This window comes from Kribbella orskensis (assembly GCF_004342085.1).
Classification (GTDB): Bacteria; Actinomycetota; Actinomycetes; order Propionibacteriales; family Kribbellaceae; genus Kribbella; species Kribbella orskensis.
In genome coordinates, this window is the sequence record NZ_SLWM01000012.1 from 175632 (window position 1) to 192706 (window position 17075).

General features: G+C 68.0%; 18 protein-coding genes. 10 read left to right on the top strand and 8 right to left on the bottom strand.

The annotated features are described in order from the left end of the window. Positions 1-60 precede the first annotated feature (60 nt). The 4 genes from EV644_RS28175 to EV644_RS28190 all read left to right on the top strand — a co-directional run bounded on the left by EV644_RS28175 (position 61) and on the right by EV644_RS28190 (position 3448). Positions 61-540, top strand: a complete 480-nt coding sequence (locus tag EV644_RS28175) for a DUF7144 family membrane protein (protein ID WP_132191974.1) — start codon at positions 61-63, stop codon at positions 538-540. 432 nt (positions 541-972) lie between these two features. Beyond that, a complete protein-coding gene (locus tag EV644_RS28180; RefSeq protein WP_132191975.1) occupies positions 973-1470 on the top strand; it encodes an RDD family protein in 498 nt (165 codons plus the stop codon). A gap of 5 nt (positions 1471-1475) precedes the next feature. Then, entirely contained in the window at positions 1476-2564 is a 1089-nt protein-coding gene (locus EV644_RS28185; RefSeq protein WP_132191976.1) for a winged helix DNA-binding domain-containing protein, read from the top strand. Positions 2565-2623: 59 nt separating this feature from the next. After that, entirely contained in the window at positions 2624-3448 is an 825-nt protein-coding gene (locus tag EV644_RS28190) for an aldo/keto reductase (RefSeq protein ID WP_132191977.1), read from the top strand. 3 nt (positions 3449-3451) lie between these two features. On the opposite strand, the gene EV644_RS28195 is transcribed toward EV644_RS28190, so the two are convergent. After that, complete coding sequence (locus tag EV644_RS28195) at positions 3452-4327, bottom strand: LysR family transcriptional regulator (RefSeq protein WP_369410544.1); 876 nt, start codon at positions 4325-4327, stop codon at positions 3452-3454. 259 nt (positions 4328-4586) lie between these two features. On the opposite strand from EV644_RS28195, the gene EV644_RS28200 reads away from it, so the two are divergent. Further along, positions 4587-5498: a LysR family transcriptional regulator gene (locus tag EV644_RS28200; protein ID WP_132191979.1), complete on the top strand. Its 912-nt coding sequence runs from the start codon at positions 4587-4589 to the stop codon at positions 5496-5498. Between the two features lie 44 nt (positions 5499-5542). On the opposite strand, the gene EV644_RS28205 is transcribed toward EV644_RS28200, so the two are convergent. Continuing rightward, positions 5543-5914 carry a winged helix-turn-helix transcriptional regulator gene (locus tag EV644_RS28205; RefSeq protein WP_132191980.1) on the bottom strand — a complete coding sequence of 124 codons (372 nt, stop codon included), beginning with the start codon at positions 5912-5914 and terminating at the stop codon, positions 5543-5545. Between the two features lie 132 nt (positions 5915-6046). Between EV644_RS28205 and EV644_RS28210 the strand changes: the two genes are divergently transcribed. Further along, positions 6047-6913, top strand: a complete 867-nt coding sequence (locus EV644_RS28210; RefSeq protein WP_132191981.1) for an NAD(P)H-binding protein — start codon at positions 6047-6049, stop codon at positions 6911-6913. Positions 6914-7054: 141 nt separating this feature from the next. On the opposite strand, the gene EV644_RS28215 is transcribed toward EV644_RS28210, so the two are convergent. Continuing rightward, complete coding sequence (locus tag EV644_RS28215) at positions 7055-7837, bottom strand: hypothetical protein (RefSeq protein ID WP_132191982.1); 783 nt, start codon at positions 7835-7837, stop codon at positions 7055-7057. 115 nt (positions 7838-7952) lie between these two features. On the opposite strand from EV644_RS28215, the gene EV644_RS28220 reads away from it, so the two are divergent. Beyond that, entirely contained in the window at positions 7953-8546 is a 594-nt protein-coding gene (locus tag EV644_RS28220) for a dienelactone hydrolase family protein (protein ID WP_132191983.1), read from the top strand. A gap of 17 nt (positions 8547-8563) precedes the next feature. On the opposite strand, the gene EV644_RS28225 is transcribed toward EV644_RS28220, so the two are convergent. After that, positions 8564-9361: an endonuclease/exonuclease/phosphatase family protein gene (locus EV644_RS28225; RefSeq protein ID WP_132191984.1), complete on the bottom strand. Its 798-nt coding sequence runs from the start codon at positions 9359-9361 to the stop codon at positions 8564-8566. Position 9362: 1 nt separating this feature from the next. After that, complete coding sequence (locus tag EV644_RS28230) at positions 9363-10130, bottom strand: SDR family NAD(P)-dependent oxidoreductase (protein ID WP_132191985.1); 768 nt, start codon at positions 10128-10130, stop codon at positions 9363-9365. A gap of 51 nt (positions 10131-10181) precedes the next feature. On the opposite strand from EV644_RS28230, the gene EV644_RS28235 reads away from it, so the two are divergent. Further along, complete coding sequence (locus EV644_RS28235; protein ID WP_132191986.1) at positions 10182-10862, top strand: pyrimidine 5'-nucleotidase; 681 nt, start codon at positions 10182-10184, stop codon at positions 10860-10862. Here the strand turns inward: EV644_RS28235 and EV644_RS28240 are convergent. Genes EV644_RS28240 through EV644_RS28250 form a run of 3 tightly spaced genes read right to left on the bottom strand, consistent with a single transcriptional unit; the run spans position 10820 to position 13908 of the window. Then, on the bottom strand, positions 10820-11656 hold the full coding sequence (locus EV644_RS28240) for a carbohydrate ABC transporter permease (RefSeq protein WP_132191987.1): 837 nt from the start codon (positions 11654-11656) through the stop codon (positions 10820-10822). The genes EV644_RS28235 and EV644_RS28240 overlap by 43 nt on opposite strands. Continuing rightward, positions 11653-12603 carry a carbohydrate ABC transporter permease gene (locus tag EV644_RS28245; RefSeq protein WP_132191988.1) on the bottom strand — a complete coding sequence of 317 codons (951 nt, stop codon included), beginning with the start codon at positions 12601-12603 and terminating at the stop codon, positions 11653-11655. The genes EV644_RS28240 and EV644_RS28245 overlap by 4 nt, the downstream gene beginning before the upstream one ends. A gap of 3 nt (positions 12604-12606) precedes the next feature. Further along, positions 12607-13908, bottom strand: coding sequence for an ABC transporter substrate-binding protein (locus EV644_RS28250; protein ID WP_199240029.1), 1302 nt, complete (start codon positions 13906-13908; stop codon positions 12607-12609). A 246-nt stretch (positions 13909-14154) separates the two neighbouring features. On the opposite strand from EV644_RS28250, the gene EV644_RS28255 reads away from it, so the two are divergent. Both EV644_RS28255 and EV644_RS28260 read left to right on the top strand, forming a co-directional pair. Further along, a complete protein-coding gene (locus tag EV644_RS28255) occupies positions 14155-14859 on the top strand; it encodes a FadR/GntR family transcriptional regulator (RefSeq protein WP_132191989.1) in 705 nt (234 codons plus the stop codon). Positions 14860-14994: 135 nt separating this feature from the next. Further along, complete coding sequence (locus EV644_RS28260) at positions 14995-16989, top strand: glycosyl hydrolase family 28-related protein (RefSeq protein ID WP_132191990.1); 1995 nt, start codon at positions 14995-14997, stop codon at positions 16987-16989. Positions 16990-17075: the final 86 nt, after the last annotated feature.

Genomic DNA, 17075 nt, shown 5'->3' on the forward strand with positions numbered 1-17075 from the left:
CCAAGTGCGAGCCGCTGCCGAGCCCGGTAGCGGCCACCGCAGCGAGAGGAGATACCGCAGATGGCTGCGAAAAAGAGCGGAGTCCTGACCGGCTTCGTTGTGTTCGCCGGAACGATGCTCCTGGTGATCGGGGGCGTCAACATCTTCCAGGGCTTCATCGCCCTGTTCGACGACGAGCATTTGGTGGTGACGCCGGAGAACCTCATCCTGGTCGATCTGACTGGCTGGGGCTGGGTGCTCCTGATCTCCGGCCTGATCATGGTCGCCGCCGGTCTAGGTCTGCTCGCGGCGCAGACGTGGGCCCGGATCACGGCGATCGTGATCGTGATCGTTCACGCCATCATCCAGATCGCCTGGCTGGGTGCTTACCCGGTCTGGTCGCTGCTGATGATCGCGCTTGACACCGTGGTGCTCTACGCGCTCACCGCCGGCTGGTCCGACGTGCGGGCGAGGGTCCAGGGGCTGGACGAAGAGACCTGGCAGAGCCCGCAGGAAGCGGGTGTTGACGTCGGCGCGACAAGGACCACACCGATGCCTTGAGTGGCGCGGAGGTTACTGCTTGTCAAGACCGGGCTGGTAGTCCGGGTCGGTGTGCCGGTGAACGGTGTCCAGGTAAATGCGGTCGGCGTTCCTGGATCCGTTCATCGGCCTCGATCTGCAAGCGGGTCCGTTCGGTCTCGGATCGCTTCGAGCCCGGCCGGTGCCGTAAACGACGGTCGTCACAATTTGTCATTCAAATGCCGTCCACTCGACTTTGGCGACATCACAGAATGCGCGGCAAACGAGCATCTCGAACGACTAGTGGATTCCATCGGCACAGCCGAAGCATTTCGTGCCACCCGGACTGGCATGGCGGGAAATCCACACCGTCGCCCGGAGGGCAGTTGCAGTACGTTCGGGCCCGCCGGAGTTCATCGGAAAGGCAACCTTTTTCGCCGGGCCGGCACGTTGCCGGTGGCGTAATCTCGGCGCATGCTGACTGCGCGACGCGGCCTTGCCACGGCAATCGATTACGCGACACTGGCCGCACCACTGGCCCTGCTGGCCGGTCTCGCGGTCGCCCGGCGACGACGAAGCCCCGCGCCGATCGGACCCGCACCCTCGCCGGCGAAGGTCCGTCTACTGGTCGCTGTGGGCCTGACGATTCCCCTCAGCGGCCTCCTGGCGGCCGCCGAAGCGACCGGCGGCTCACCCGGGAAACGCATCCTCGGACTCACTCTGAGTGACGATAAGACAGCAGAGCGGCCCACCTTCTCGCAGGCCCTTACCCGCTCTCTGCTGAAGACAGCACTGCCCTGGGAGCTCGGACATCAGGCCGTCTGGGAGTTCCGCGCAGACAACACTTCCCGCGGCGCTGTGCTGGCGACCGGCGCCTATGCCGCCCTCGGGTGGCAAGCCTGGTCGATCGCCCGAGGCGGCGGTCGGACCTACCCCGACCGCGTCGCCGGCACCCGCGTCACGCAGGACTGACGGCCATGACCGTTCTCAGCGCGAAGGCCGTGAACCGGGCGACGCTGGCCCGGCAACTGCTCATCGAACGCTCCGACCTCAGCCCGGCCGACGCGGTCGCACGACTGGCCGGGATGCAGGGCCAGGAGCCGAAACACCCGTACGTCGGGCTGTGGTCGCGGCTGGAGGGATTCGACGACGAACAACTCACCGTGGCCGTGCAGGATCGCGAGGTGGTCCGGGCGACGCTGTACCGCGGCACGCTCCACCTGGTCACGGCCGAGGACTACCTGCGCTTCCGGACCACGCTGAGCCCGGTGCTCGAGTCGGGGCTGAAACTGCTGGGCGACCGGGCCGAAGGGCTCGAGCCGGAGAAGGTCGTGGCCGCGGCCAGGAAGATCCTGGCGAAGGAGCCGCTGACCTTCACCGAGGTGCGGGACGCCCTGCAGAAGGAGTTCCCGGCGGCGAACGACCGGGCGCTGGGGTTCTGCACGCGGATGCTGGTGCCGCTGGTGATGTTCCCGGTGGACACCAGGTGGGGCTGGTCCGCGAACGCCAGGTTCACCCCGGCCGAGGAGTGGCTCGGGGCGAAGATCCGGCGGAGCGCAGTACCGGAGGAGTTGGTGATCCGCTATCTGGAGGCGTTCGGGCCGGCCACGCCCGCGGACTTCCAGACCTGGTCGGGGCTGCCGAGGGCGAAGGCCTTGTTCGACCAGGTCGAGCTCGAGGAGTTCACCGACGAGAACGGCAAAACTCTGTACGACGTACAGAGTGGGCCACGGCCCGATCCGGACACACCCGTGCCGGTGCGGTTCCTGCCGGAGTTCGACAACCTGCTGCTGGCGCACGCGAAACGCGAGCGGATCATCGCCGACGAACACCGTCCGGCCGTGTTCACGAAGAACCTGCGGATCAAGTCGACGTACCTGGTCGACGGGCTGGTCGCGGGCCTGTGGACGGCCGAGAAGAAGCGCGGTGTGGCGACACTCACGCTGACCCCGTTCGGCCGGACGCTGAAGCGGACGGCGGCCGAGCTGGAGCGTGAAGGCACCGCGTTGCTGCGCTTCCTGGAGCCGGATGCGAAGAACCATGAGGTAGTTACGGCTGGTGGATGAGGTTGTTGTCACACGTCGGATGACTGGGATTGAGGGCCTCGGCCCAGTGGAATAGGCAGATGAGCACAGTCCCCGCGATCACTCTGGACAACGGCGTCGAGATCCCGCAGCTGGGCCTGGGGGTCTGGCAGGTCGAGGACGAGATCGTCACCGACGTCGTCAAGGCGGCCTTCGAGTCCGGCTACCGGCACATCGACACGGCCGCCATCTACGGCAACGAGGAAGGCGTCGGCCGGGCCATCGCCGACTCCGGCCTCCCCCGCGACGAGCTCTTCATCACCACCAAGGTGTGGAACAGCGACCAGGGCTACGACTCCACCCTGCGGGCGTTCGACGCCAGCCTCGGGCGGCTCGGCCTCGACTCCGTCGACCTGTACCTGATCCACTGGCAGGCGCTGAAGAAGGACAAGTACGTCGAGACGTGGAAGGCGTTCGAGCAGCTGTACGCCGACAAGCGGGTGCGCGCGATCGGCGTCTCCAACTTCCACATCCCTGCCCTGCAGCGGTTGTTCGACGAGACCGACCTGCGCCCGACGGTGAACCAGATCGAGCTGCACCCGGCCCTGCCGCAGGACGAGCTGCGCGCGTTCAACGCCGAGAACGACATCGTCACCGAGTCGTGGAGCCCGCTCGCCTCGGGTGAGCTGCTCGGCGACCCGACGCTGAAGGCGCTCGCCGACAAGCACAGCAAGTCGCAGGCCCAGGTGGTCATCCGCTGGCACCTGCAGCTCGGCAACGTGGTGATCCCGAAGTCCAAGACACCCAGCCGGATCGCCGAGAACATCGCCGTCTTCGACTTCACCCTGGACAACGACGACATGGCCGCGATCGCCGATCTCGAGACCGGCGTCCGCACCGGCGGCGACCCGGACACCTTCGGCTGATCCTCAGGGGGTTCCTGGGCCTCGGACGTGGTCCAGGAACCTCGCCAGCACAGGCGAGCGGTTGTCCGGTGACCACGCCACGGACAGCTCCCACGGCGGCAGGTCGTCGGACAACTCGCGGTACACCACGGCCTCCGGGTCGATCCGCGGCGTCGGTGCGATGAGCAGCGAGACGCCCAGGCCGGCCGCGACAAGTGACACGATCGTCTGCACTTCCGCGGCCTCCTGCGTCACCTCAGGCTCGAACCCGGCTGCCCTGCAGTGGCCGACGATCGTGTCGAAGACGGTCGGCCCGGTCGCCCGCGTGTAAAGCACGAACGGATCGTCGGCCAGCTCGGCCAAGCCGACCCGCTTCCGTCGAGCGAGCCGATGCCCGGTCGGGAGAGCCGCCACCAGCGGATCCCGCGAGATCACCCGCGTCTCCAACCCTCGCGCCACTCCCAGGCGGAAGAGGCCGACGTCGATCCGGCCCTCGCGCAGCGCTTCGGCCTGGCGGATGGTGGTCATCGTCTCCAAGTCGAGCACCACGTCCGGATTGGCCGCCCGGAACGCACCGAGCAGGCGCGGCAAGACCTCGAACGTCGCCGACTGCACGAACCGCAGTCGCAACGTCCCCAGCTCACCCCGCTGCACCCGCTGCGCATCGCGAACGGCCTCGTCCGCCCGCTCCAGCAACTGCCGTGCGTCGACGAGGAAGCTCTCCCCGGCCGCCGTCAGTACGAAGCGCTTCTTCACCCGGGCGAAGAGTTCGACGCCGAGGTCGTGCTCGAGCGCCGCGATCTGCCGGCTCAGCGACGGCTGGGTCAGATGCAGGCGGGTCGCCGCCCGGCCCACGTTCAGCTCCTCGGCGACCACGACGAAGGATCGGAGCAGGCGCAGTTCCGTTGGCGTACATCATGCGTCGTGCGTATCAACTCTGCCCAGAAGTTTCATTGGACGTATCAACCAGTCGGTCCTTAGGTTCGAAGGGACCGAAAGAAACCGACGATGTACCTCTTCCAGATCACCGTCATCGCCAAGGTCGCCCGCGAGTCCCGGTCCAGGATGGCCGACGCGCCCGTCCAGCCCTGCGTTCCGCCTCGTCGCTCCCGCTGGTTCGCCGACCGCCGGGGGCAGCCGTTGTGCGAAGCTGAGCCCCGTGATCGAAGTCCGAAGATTGCGGGTGCTGCGAGCACTTGCTGATCACGGCACCGTGACGGCGGCCGCCGAGGTGCTGCACCTGACCCCGTCGGCCGTCTCCCAGCAGTTGGCGGCACTGGAGTCCGAGGTCGGCCAGGAGCTCCTCGAGCGCCGCGGCCGCCGGGTCGCGATCACCTCGGCCGGGCGGCTGCTGCTCGAGCACGCGGACACGATCCTGATTGAGGTGGAGCGCGCCGAGGAAGCCATGCGCCGGCACGCCGAGGGCTCCACCGGTGAGATCCGCGTCGCCGCCTTCTCGACCGCCATCAGCCTGCTGGTGGCACCTTCCCTGGTCAGTCTCCGAGCGAGTACGCCGGGCCTGCGCCTCGTCGTACGGGATGTCGAAGGCCATCAGGGCATCACCCAGCTCCTCGACGGCGAGGTCGAGCTGGCCATCGCCGTCGAACACCGGGGCACCCCACGCGCCGACGACGAGCGCCTGACCCGGATCCCTTTGTACGCCGAGCCTTTCGTGGCCGTGATCCCCTCGACCCATCCCGCGGCTGATGCCCAGTCCGTCGACCTGACCGCGCTGTCGGCCGACGACTGGGTGATGACCTCGATCGGGAACCCGCTGCGCGACGTAGTACTGCTGGCGTGTGAGCAGGCTGGATTCCAGCCGCGCATCGTGCACACCTCCGACGACTTCCACTCGGTCGCGGCCCTGGTCGCCGCCAACGCCGGCGTTTCCCTCATCCCCCGCCTTGCGGTCCCCACCCCGAGCCCCGCCGTCATCCGCCCCCTCACCGACCCACCCCCGGTACGCCGCGTCTTCGCCGCCACCCGCCGCGGCCAGGCCGACAACCCCCTGATCGCCGCCACCCTGAAAACCCTCGCCGAAACCGCCGCCGACCTACCGCTGACTTCCTAGCAACCCGCTGAGAGCAAGGAACCCCATCTGCCGAGGGGTCAGAGTCAGGGGCGGGCAGCGTCGTAGCGGGACTGGGCTGATTGGACTGCGGGGACCTGGGACTCGACCCAGCGGGCGAGGGCGTGAACCTGTTCGGCGACGTCGCGGCCGGTGGGGGTCAGGGAGTAGTCGACGCGTGGGGGGATCACCGGCTTGGCGTCGCGGTGGACGAAGCCGTCGCGTTCCAGTGCCTGCAGGGTCTGGGCGAGCATCTTCTCGCTCACCCCGCCGACGTGACGGCGCAGCTCGCTGAACCGGTACGACCGCTCCAGCAGCGCGGCTAGGACGAGCACTGCCCACCGGCTGGTGACGTGCTCCAGGATCGCCCGCGACGGGCAGTCGGTGCGATTGACGTCGGGAGCCAGCAGCTCGCTCATCGGAGACCTCCTTCGGTCGGCAACCCACTTACCCACAGCTGCGTACCTTACTTCAAAGTGGGTACTTCCCTGCAGTTTGTACCCATCCTACGGTTAGTGGAGTAGGCAACAACCTCCGACAGGAAGAAGTTCATGAGCATCGTCATCACCGGCGCGACCGGGGAACTCGGCCGTCTCGTCATCGCGGACCTGCTGGCGGCAGGCGTCCCGGCGGACGGGATCACCGCCGTCGCCCGGAATCCGGAGAAGGCCGCAGGCCTGGTCGAGCAGGGCGTCCGGCTGCTGGTCGCGGACTACGACCAGCCGGACACGTTCGACGGCGCGTTCCAGACCGAGGACCGCGTGCTGCTGGTCTCCGCCAGCGACGTGGGCCGCCGGGTAACCCAGCACGCCGTCGTGATCGACGCCGCCAGGGCCGCGGGTGTCGCTCAGGTGGCGTACACCAGCATCTTCGACGCGCCGAACACCAACTTCGGGCTGGCGCAGGACCACCGCGAGACCGAGCAGTTGATCCTCGACGCAGGCCTGCCGTACACGTTCCTGCGCAACGACTGGTACAACGAGGCGCCGGGCGTCGCGGGCGATCTGCAGGGCACCGTCGAGCGTGGCGTGGTCGCGAACGGGGTGAGCCCGGACGCACGACTCGCCAGTGCCGCTCGGGCGGACTACGCGGCCGCCGCCGCGGTCGTGCTGAGCACGGAAGGCCACCTGAACAAGGCGTACGAGCTCAGTGGCGACACCGCCTGGACGTACCCCGAGTTCGCGGCCGAGGTGTCGCGGCAGAGCGGGAAGACGGTGGTGCACCAGTTCCTCGGCCGCGACGAGAACGCGGCGATGCTGACGAGCGTCGGGATCCCGCAGCCGTTCGCCGAGATCCTCGCCGAGGTGGACGAAGCGATCAGCCACGGCGCCCTGGCCGGAAGCCCCGGCGACCTCTCTCGCCTGATCGGCCGCCCGACCACCCCGCTCGCCGACACCATCACCGCCACCCTCCGCTGAACCAGGGGAGGTCTGGGCAGAAGCCAGGGAGGTCTGCGCCGCGGATCCCCCCGCAGCGCAGACCTCCCTCCCCCAGACGTTCCCCCCTCGAGCCCGACCTGCCCATCCCCGCCGGCCGGGCCCGGCTGGTTGTTCGCGTGCTCAGCCGAGGCGGGCGGCGGCGGAGCGGGCGATGCGTTCGAAGTTGGCCGGCTCGATGCCCGTACCCATCTCGCTGAAGGCCAGGACGCTGACGACCTTCCCCTGCTGCGTCACGGCGTACGGGAATCCGCCGTTCTCACTCCCCGGGTCCGACGGCAGCGCGTAGTCGTACCAGCGCAGGATCCGCGTCCGGTCACCCAGCGCCACCGTCCGGTTCTCCGTCATCTTCCGCGCGTGCGTCTGCCCGGGCGAGAACGCCTTGCAGGAGTTGATCGTCGCGACGATCTGGTTGTACGCCGCACGCGCGGCCCGCTCGTCGGAGTACCGGGTGATCCACTGCCCGCCGTCGGCTTCCAACTCGTCGGTGAAGTGGCGGCTCAAGACGCCCTGGACCTTGTCACCACGGGTCGACGCGAGGCCGCAGATCGGCGCCAGAGGAGCCTGCGAGTTCGCCCGCCAGCGCCGGCTCGGGTCCCCCTTGGCCATCTCCTTCCCGGTGAGCAGCATCGAGCTGCTGAGCCGGAACGGCTTCACCGGCGTGGGTTTCGGCGTCACGGTCGGCTTCTTCGACGGCTCAGCAGTCGCACCGGGCTCCGACGGATTGTCGGCCGGCTCGGCCGTCGGACCAGCGGTCGGACTCATGCTCGCTGTCGCCGTCGGCACATTGGCGGCCGGTACATCCCCCGCGGCAAGCTCCTTGTTGCCGCAGGCCACCAAAAGCAGCCCCGTCATGGCCACCCCGGTGGCAACCACCACCCGCGTGTTCCATCCCCGTACGGACATGTCCCCCAACTTTCTTTCCTGAAGTTCCCCTGGTGCTCTTTGGACGTCGCCGGTCGGGGATTGGTTGGAACACGAGCCCAGGGAACCGTCGGCGGCGTGCACTAGCGTCATCCGCATGGCCACCATCGCGCTGTTCCACTCAGTTCTCGGCGTCCGGCCGGGCATCCACGCCGCCGCCGACCTGCTCCGCTCCCACGGGCACCGGGTCCGCATCGTCGACCAGTACGACGGCCGCCTGTTCGACGACTACGACGGGGCGGCGGCCTTCGCCGTCGAGGCGGGGTATCCCACCCTGATGGGGCGCGCGCTGGACGCGGTCAAGGATCTCCCCGAGGGGTTCATCGCGGCCGGGTTCTCCAACGGCGCCGGGATGGCGCAGTTCGTCACCTGCCGGCAGCCCGGGGTCGCGGGTGCCGTGCTCGTGTCAGGCGTGATCGACCTCGCGGAGTTCGGCCGCGACGTCAACTGGCCCAGCGGAGTGCCCGCGCAGGTGCACTACGCCGCCGACGACCCCTTCCGCGTCGAGGAGTGGGTGATGGCGGGCGAGAAGGCAGTCACTGCCGCCGGCGGAGACCTCGAGCACTACGAGTACCCGGGTACCGGTCACCTCTTCACCGACCAGAGCCTGCCCGCGGAGTACCAACCGGACGAGGCAGCCGACCTCTGGCCCCGAATCCTCAAGTTCATCGCTACGTACGCCAAGGGCTAACACCCGTCAGTTGGAGATCACGCCGGCGAGTGGAGGTCCGCCAGGACGACCGCGTGGTCGGACGGCCAGACGCCGCCGACCGGCTCCGCCCCGGCGCGCCGTACTGCGGTGACGTGGCCGAGGCCATCAGAGCGCGGCAGGCCGACGTGGATGTAGTCGACTCGGGCACTCGGCGTGAAGGTCTCCGCGACGTAGGGATTCGCGGCATCCCAGGTGGCCCACGGCTGCCCCGGTTCGGCGTACTCCCACGCATCGACGAGCACCTGCCCCGGAACGGCCGGGGCCGTCCGTGCTCCGCTGAACAGGCGAACCTCGTCCGAGTCAGGCATCGCGTTGAAGTCACCGGTCACGACGGGCGGGAATTCACTCGCCACCCGCTTCGCCGCAACGAACTCCGCCAGCGCCTTGACCTGCAGGCAACGCGCGGCAGACGCGTCGACGGGAGCCGTCAGATGCGTCGTGAAGAACGGCACTCCCTGAGTCAGAGTGAAAAGCGCGAACCGCCCGTCCTCCCCCGGCAGCGTCCGCACCTCCCGATCGTCGATCGGCCCGCGACTCAGTACTGCGTTGCCGATGGCAACCGTCGGGTCCCCGATCCGCCGCTGCCAGTACTCCGGCGCCGGCGACGGCTCGAACGTCCACTCCAGTCCGAGCTCGTCCGCGAGCCACTCGGCCAGGTTCTCGTCACGGTCGGCCCAGACCTCCTGCAGGCCGATCACGTCGGCGCGAACGTCCCGCAGTACCGCGAGGATCGCGTGCCGGCGTTGCTGCCACGGGCCGAACCGCCACCACAGGTTCCAGCTGAGGACGCGCACGTCAGGCGCGGCGGCGGCCGTCCAGGCCGACGGTGGAGAGGCGGGCGATCAGGGTGCGCGGGATGTAGCGGGCGCCCGCGACGACCAGCTTGTAGCGCCAGGTCGGGATCGAGATCGCCTTGCCGTGCATCAGGTCCGCCCAGGCGCTCTCGACCAGTTCGTCCGCGTTCAGCCACATGAACGACGGGATGATCGTCTTGTCCACCCCCATCCGCTCGTGGAACTCGGTGCGCACGAAACCCGGGCAGACCGCCATCACGGCGACACCCTTCGCGTGCAGCTCGATCGCCAGTCCGGCGGAGAAGTTCGTCACCCAGGACTTGTGCGCGCTGTAGCTGCCGCGCTGGACGAAGCCGGCCACCGACGACACGTTGATCACGGCGCCGGATCCCCGCTCGATCATCGGCAGCACCGCGGCATGGGTGAGCCGCAGTACCACCCGGACGAGCAGGTCGAACTGCTTCTCCTCGACCTCGATCGGGTTCGCCCAGAACGGCTTCTTCTGGCCGAAGCCGGCGTTGTTCACCAGCACCTCGATCGGCCCGGTGACGAACCGCTCCTCGACCAGGGCCAGTTCGTCGGGCTCCGTCAGGTCGGCGGCCAGCACCTCGCAGGCGACGCCGTACCGGCGGCTGATCTCGGTCGCGACCTCCTTCAGCCGTGCCTCGTCGCGGGCCACCAGCACCAGGTCGAACCCCTCGCGGGCCAGCTTGTCCGCGAAAGCCCGCCCGATCCCGGCCGTCGGTCCCGTGATGAGCGCAGTCGCCACAACCTCGTCCCTCCGTCGATGACCTGCCCAGTCTGTCACTACTCTGGACGGATGCTGGCCGAAATCGACACCTGGGTGCTGGATCTCGACGACACCCTGTATCCGTCGAGCAACGGCCTGGCGGACCAGATGAAGGCGCTGATCCGCGGGATCCTCAGCCGGCACTTCGGCACCGACGACGCCGGCGCCCGCCGGATCCAGGCCGAGCTGATCGCCGCCCACGGCACCACCCTGCGCGGACTGATGACCACCGAGGGTCTGGCGGCCGCCGACATCCTGGAGTTCGAGCACCACATCGACTACTCCGTACTGCGCGCCGACGCCCTCCTGGCCGAGGCGATCGCGGCCCTGCCCGGCCGGAAGTTCGTCTTCACCAACGGGTCCGCGTACCACGCCGAGCAGGCGCTGGCCCGGCTCGGCCTGAGCGACCACTTCGACGGGGTCTTCGACATCCTGGCCGGTCAGCTGATCCCGAAGCCGTACCCCGAGAGCTACCGGCGATTCGTCGAGCAGTTCTCGATCGATCCGAGCCGGGCCGCCTTCTTCGACGACCTGGCCGTCAACCTGGACGTGCCGGAGCAGTTGGGCATGGCGACCGTCTGGGTGGGCGGCGAGCCCGCACCCGGCACCGCGCCATACGAAGTCGTCGCACCGCGGCGGTGGCGGGTTTGGGAGCTGGCGCCGTTCCTTCACTCCTTGACGGCGCCGGCGGTCAGGCCTTCGACGATGTAGCGGCTGGCGAAGGCGAAGAGCACCATCGTCGGGATGATCGACAGCGCCGCCGCGGCCGACATCGAACCCCAGTCGATGTTGTAGCTGCTGATGAAGCCGTTCAGCGCGGCCGGGACGGTCTTGTTGCTGTCGCTGTTCAGCAACGTGACGGACAGGAACAACTCGTTCCAGCAGTTCACGAAGTTGAAGATGTACGACGCCGCGATGCCCGGCGTCATCACCGGCACCAGCACCCGGAACAACGCGGACAGCCGCGAGCAGCCGTCCACCATCGCCGCCTCCTCGAGCGAGGCCGGCACGTTCTCGAAGAACCCGCGCAGCATCACCGTGCAGAGCGGGATCGAGACCGCGACGTACACCAGGACCAGGCCCCAGCGATTGTCGACCAGATAGAGCCTCGTCATCAGGATGTAGAGCGAGCCGAGCGCGATGAAGCCCGGGATCATCTGGGTGACCAGGAACGCCCCCATCACCGCGCCCTTGGACACGAACTCGAACCGCGCGAGCACGTACGCCGCCAGCAGCGAGATCACCGTCGCCAGTGCGGCCGCGACGGTGGACACGATCAGGCTGTTGACCAGGAAGACCGCGAAGTTCGACTGTTCGAACAGGCCCTGGTAGTTGGCCAGCGACCACTGCGAGGGCCAGTACTTCAACGGGTAGGCGAAGATGGTCCCCGGATCCTTGAAGGACGTGACCAGGATCCAGTAGAGCGGGAACAGGGTGAAGAGCAAGCAGATGCCGAGTCCGGTGAACCGGGCGATCCGGCCGGCGGTGCTGTAGTCGCGGATCATCGCATCGCCTTCTTCGGACGGATCGCTAGAAGGTAGAAGATCGCGAACAGCATCAGTACGAACACGACCATCAGGCCCATCGCGGAGGCGCGGCCGTAGTCGCCCTCCTGCGTCACCTGGATCATGTACGACGTGACGATGTGCGTCTCGTTCGCGGGGCCGCCACCGGTCATCCCGAAGATCAGTTCGGGTGAGTTGAAGATCCAGATCACCCGGAGCAGCACTGTCAGCGCCAGCGTGGTCCGGATCGACGGGATGGTGATGCTGAACAGGGTGCGGACCTTGCCCGCGCCGTCGATCGCCGAGGCCTCGTAGAGCTCCTCGGGCACCGACTGCAGCGCGGCCAGGATCATGATGGCGAAGAACGTCACGCCGTACCAGACGTTCGCGATGATGACGGCGATCATCGCGTAGCGGGCGTCGGCCAGCCACGGCACCGGAGTACTGATCAGGTGCGTCTTCATCAGCAGGTCGTTCACCACGCCGAACTCGCCGTTGAACATCCAGCGGAACAGGATGCCGATCAGGAAGCCCGACACCGCCCACGGGAAGAACACCAGCGCCTGGTACGTGCCGCGGAAGCGGAACCTCCGCCGCAACCACAACGCCAGCGTGAACCCGATCAGGAACTGCGGCACCAGCGAGCCGACCACCCAGACCAGCGAGTTCTTCACGGTGCCGCGGAACATCTCGTCGCCGAGCAGCGTGCGGAAGTTCTCCAGCCCGACCCAGGAGGTGTCGGACAGGTCGTTCAGGTTGTAGTTGCGGAAGGCCATCGAGATGCCGTTCAGCAACGGGTAGTAGGTGAACAGCCCGACGAAGAAGATCGCGGGCAGCATGAAGGCGAACAGGATCAGCGCGGTCCGGCCGGTGAACTGCCGCCGGCCGGACGTGCGCCCGGGGGCCGGCGGTCTGACCGCCGGCCGTTCCGTTGCGGTCACAGCCATGGATCAGTTACCGGCCCACTTCTTGGTCCAGTAGTCGTCCCAGCTCTTCAGGATCTCCGCGGGCTGCGCCTTGCCGGTGATCAGCTTCTGCACGTCCGCGTCGGCCTTGTTGCCCCACTCCGTCGACCACGGCACCCCGCGCGGCTGCGTCACCACGACGTAGGTGTCCGGCGAGGAGTTCATCGCCACGTACGACGCCCACGGGCCGTCCTTGAAGTACGGGTCGTCCGCGGCGCTCTTCAGGATCGGGACCAGGCTGTTCTCCTTGGAGAACGTCATCGCCGAGTCACCCGAGGTCAGGAACTTCACCAGTTCCACCGCCTCCTTCTTGTGGGTGCTGCCCTCGGCGACACCCCAGCCGGCGTTGGCGAGCGGCTGCGCCGCCTTGCCGGTCGGCCCGACCGGGAGCGGCGCCGTACCCCACTGGTCCTCCTTGATCGTCTTCGACTCCTTGACGGTGGCGATCACCTCGGGGTCCTGCAGCAGGAAGCCGGTGGTGCCGGAGGTGAAGCCCTGCACCATCTCGGGATAGCCCCAGCTGACCGACGAAGGCGGCGACGCGGTCTTGAAGAGGTCGACGTACAGGTTCAGCGCGTCGACGGCCTTCGGCGAGGAGAAGATGGTCTTGCCGCTGGTCAGCTTGAAGGCGTTGTCCTTGTTGATGTCGTCGATCACGTAGCCGGAGATCACCGTGATCGCGTTGCCGCCACCGCCGAGACCGCCACGGAACGAGTAGCCGTACCGGTTCTTCGACGGGTCGTTGATCTTCTTGGCCTGCTCGACCATCTCGGCCCAGCTCTTCGGCGGGCCGGTGAACCCGGCCTGCTGGACCAGGTCCTTGCGGTAGAACAGCGAGAGTCCGTAGAAGCCGTACGGCACCATGTACGACTTGCCGCCCTGCTGGGTGACCTTCAGGGCGTTCGGGGTGAGGGCGTCGAGGCCCTCCCAGCCCTTGAGGTCGGGGGCCATGTCGTAGATCCACTTGTTGGTGGAGAACGGGCCGACCGTGGTGTCGCGGACCTCCAGCACGTCCACCCCCTTGCCGGACTGGAGCATCTGCTGGATCTTCTGGTCCGCCTGGTTGGTCGGCGGGGAGATCAGCTGGACCTTCACCCCGGAGTTCTTCGCCTCGAAGTCGGCGATCAGCTTCTTCAGCAACGTGGTCCTGGTCGGGTTGGTCAGACTCTCGACCATCTGCAGGGTGACCTGATCGTTCGCCTTCTCGGCCGGGCCCGGACCGCAGGCCGTCGCTGTCAGGATGAGGGCCGCAGCCGCCAGGGGTGCGAACATCTGTCGGTAGCGCATGGCGCTTCTCCTCAGGGGATGTGGGCCAGTCGTGGTGGTCGGTCGGCTGCCGGAGTTTGCTCTGACATCAGATGACTCGGGCAACCGATCCCAGCACCCTGCCAGAATTGCGCTGCGACGACAAGGACTTACAGTGGACTTGACCGCAAGTGGTCTGAGGACTTACCTCTGAGGGCTTACGCTGTGGGTGTTGGCGGCGAGTTGGCCGCGAGGGTGGCGATGAGGGCCTGCGATGGGGAGGTGCTGATGGCAGCGACGGACAAAGCGCTGGCCGGACTGCGGCAGATGATCGCGTCGGGCGAGCTGGGGCCGGGCGAGAAGTTCCCGCCGGAGCCGGAACTGTGCGACCACCTCGGCGTGTCGCGCAGTTCCCTGCGCGAGGCCGCGCGATCGCTGGCCGCGCTCGGGGTGATCGAGTCGCGGCACGGCTCCGGCACCTACGTGTCCGCGCTGGACCCGGCCGAGATCATCAGCCGGTTCTCGCTGTCGGTCGAGCTCATCCCGCTCGAGGGCGTCCTGCAGCTTCTCGAGGTCCGCCGGGTGCTGGAGGCGCACGCGACCGCGGCGGCCGCCGCGCGGCAGGATCCCCTGCTGGAGAAGCGGTTGAGCGACATCCTCGACCGGCTCGAGGCGACCACCGACGCGGCCGAGATCCAGGCGCTGGACGCCGAGTTCCACGGCTCGATCTGCACGGCCGGCGGGAACCCGACCGTCACCGCGCTGACCGGCGTGATCCGCGGCCGCGGCGGCCACTACCGGATCTTCGAACCGGGCGCCGACTTCGACGCCATCAAGCAGACCAGCGACCGCGGCCACCGGGCGATCCTCTCGGCCATCTCCCACCGCGACCCCGCCGCCGCGGCCACCGCGGCCTCGGCCCACATCGCCCAGACCGAACTCTGGCTCCGAGCCCTCCGCCCCCAACCACAGGTAGCACTGGAGGAGGACTGATCTCGGGAAATTACTTTCGTTTGTCGAGATCTTGCAGCAGATCGTCAGTCTGCGTATCGTCCGGCTCCAGGCGGTGACGCCGGTCGCGCCCCGAGGACGGGGTGCGGCAGCTCAGAGCTGGGGGGATGTCGCCCAATGTCCCGTTCTCGTCTTTCCCGTATCCGTCAGGTGGCCCTGACCGGCTCGGTACTCGTCGCCCTCGGCGCGTCCCCCGGCCCGTCCGCGGCCGCCCATCCTCCGGCCACCGCACCCGTGATCACCCGCGCCGGGCTCGACCCCGCGCTCGTCCAGGGCCGCGGCGCAACCGTCCCCTTCGTCGAGCAGGAGGCGGAGAGCGCCATCACCACCGGCGAGAAGATCGGGCCCAGCCGCGAGGCCTACACCTTGCCCGCCGAGGCTTCGGGGCGTACCGCAGTACGGCTGACTGCTGCTGGGCAGTACGTCGAGTTCACGTTGTCGCGGCCTGCCAACGCGCTGACACTGCGCTACAGCATTCCCGACACTGCCACAGGTGGTGGCCAGCGTGCGCCGCTCGACGTCAAGGTCAACGGCAAGCGCAAGCAGACGATGACGCTGACCTCGGAGTACGCCTGGCTCTACGGCATGTATCCGTTCTCCAACGACCCTGACGTCGACCCGAACCCGGGCTGGTGGAAGCCCGAGCCGGACCCGGTGGCGAAGCCGTTCCGGCCGAACCACTTCTACGACGAGCAGCGGGTGCTGCTCGGCAAGACGTACGAGGCGGGCGACAAGGTCCGGTTCCAGGTCCCGGGGAACCTGCCGGTCGCGTGGTACGTGCTCGACGTCGTGGACTTCGAGCTGGTCGCCCAGCCGCTGAAGCAGCCCGCGAAGTCCTTGTCCGTCAGGCTCTTCGGCGCGGACCCGACCGGCCGGTACGACGCGGCGCCGGCGATCGAGCGCACCGTCGCGGCCGCGAAGAGGCTCGGCTGGAGCGTCTTCATCCCGCCGGGCACCTACCAGGTCAACCGGCACATCGTGGTCGACAAGGTCACCGTCCGCGGCGCCGGCAACTGGTGGACGATCATCAAGGGCAAGGTCCTGCCGCTCGCCCAGCCCGCGCCGGACCAGTCGGTGCACAGCGCGCCCGGCCTCTACGGGAAGTACGCGGCCGACGGCGGCAGCACGAAGGTGCACCTGTCCGACTTCGCGATCGAGAGCGACGTCCGGGAGCGCATCGACACCGACCAGGTGAACGGCATCGGCGGCGCGATCGGCGGCGGCTCCACCATCCAGAACCTCTACCTGCACCACACCAAGGTGGGCATCTGGCTGGACGGCCCGATGGACGGGCTGCTGATCCGGAACAACGTCGTCACCGACGCGATCGCGGACGGGATGAACCTGCATCTCGGCGTCTCGAACGTCCGGGCCACCAACAACTTCGTCCGCAACAGCGGTGACGACGGGCTCGCGATGTGGTCGGAGGCGAATCCCAACGGGTTGGTCAACCACAACAACGTCTACGACCACAACACCGTCCAGACGCCGGTGCTCGCGAACAACATCGCCATCTACGGCGGCCGCGACAACGCCGTCACCGACAACCTGGTCGCCGACCCGATCCGCGAGGGCAGCACCCTGCACGCGGGGTCGCGGTTCAACTCGACGCCGTTCGAGGGAACGTTGTCCTTCGCCAGGAACACCACGGTCCGCGGTGGTCCGCGTGATCTGAACTGGGATCTCGGGCTCGGCGCGATCTGGCTCTACGCGCTGCAGTCGAACATGGCCGGCCGGATCGAGATCACCGACAGTTCGTTCCTCGACTCGACGTACAACGCGTTCCTGTTCGTGGTCGACTGGCCGGTGAAGGACGACTACGCGGTGACGAACGTTGCCGTGCGCAATGTCAAGGTGGACGGCACCGGGACGAACGTGGTGAATGCCCGGGTCGGCGGCTGGGCTACCTTCGAGAATGTCGATGCCCGGAACGTGGGAGCGCCGTTCATCAACAACTGCGGCACGTTCCACTTCACCGGTACGCCGGAGTTCGACGTCCGGCTGGTCGGTGACAGCAACGACGGCGGCTGGACCGCGGACGCAGGCGCGCCAGGTCATTGCGAAGACCGCCCACCGGTTGTCCCGCCGGCGCCACCGGGGCCGTGGAACTGACGGCCAGAGCCCGGTAATAGGTGCGCGGGCCAGTAGAACAAGGGCGTGCGGTGGGTTCCCCCGGAACCCACCGCACGCTTCTTGTT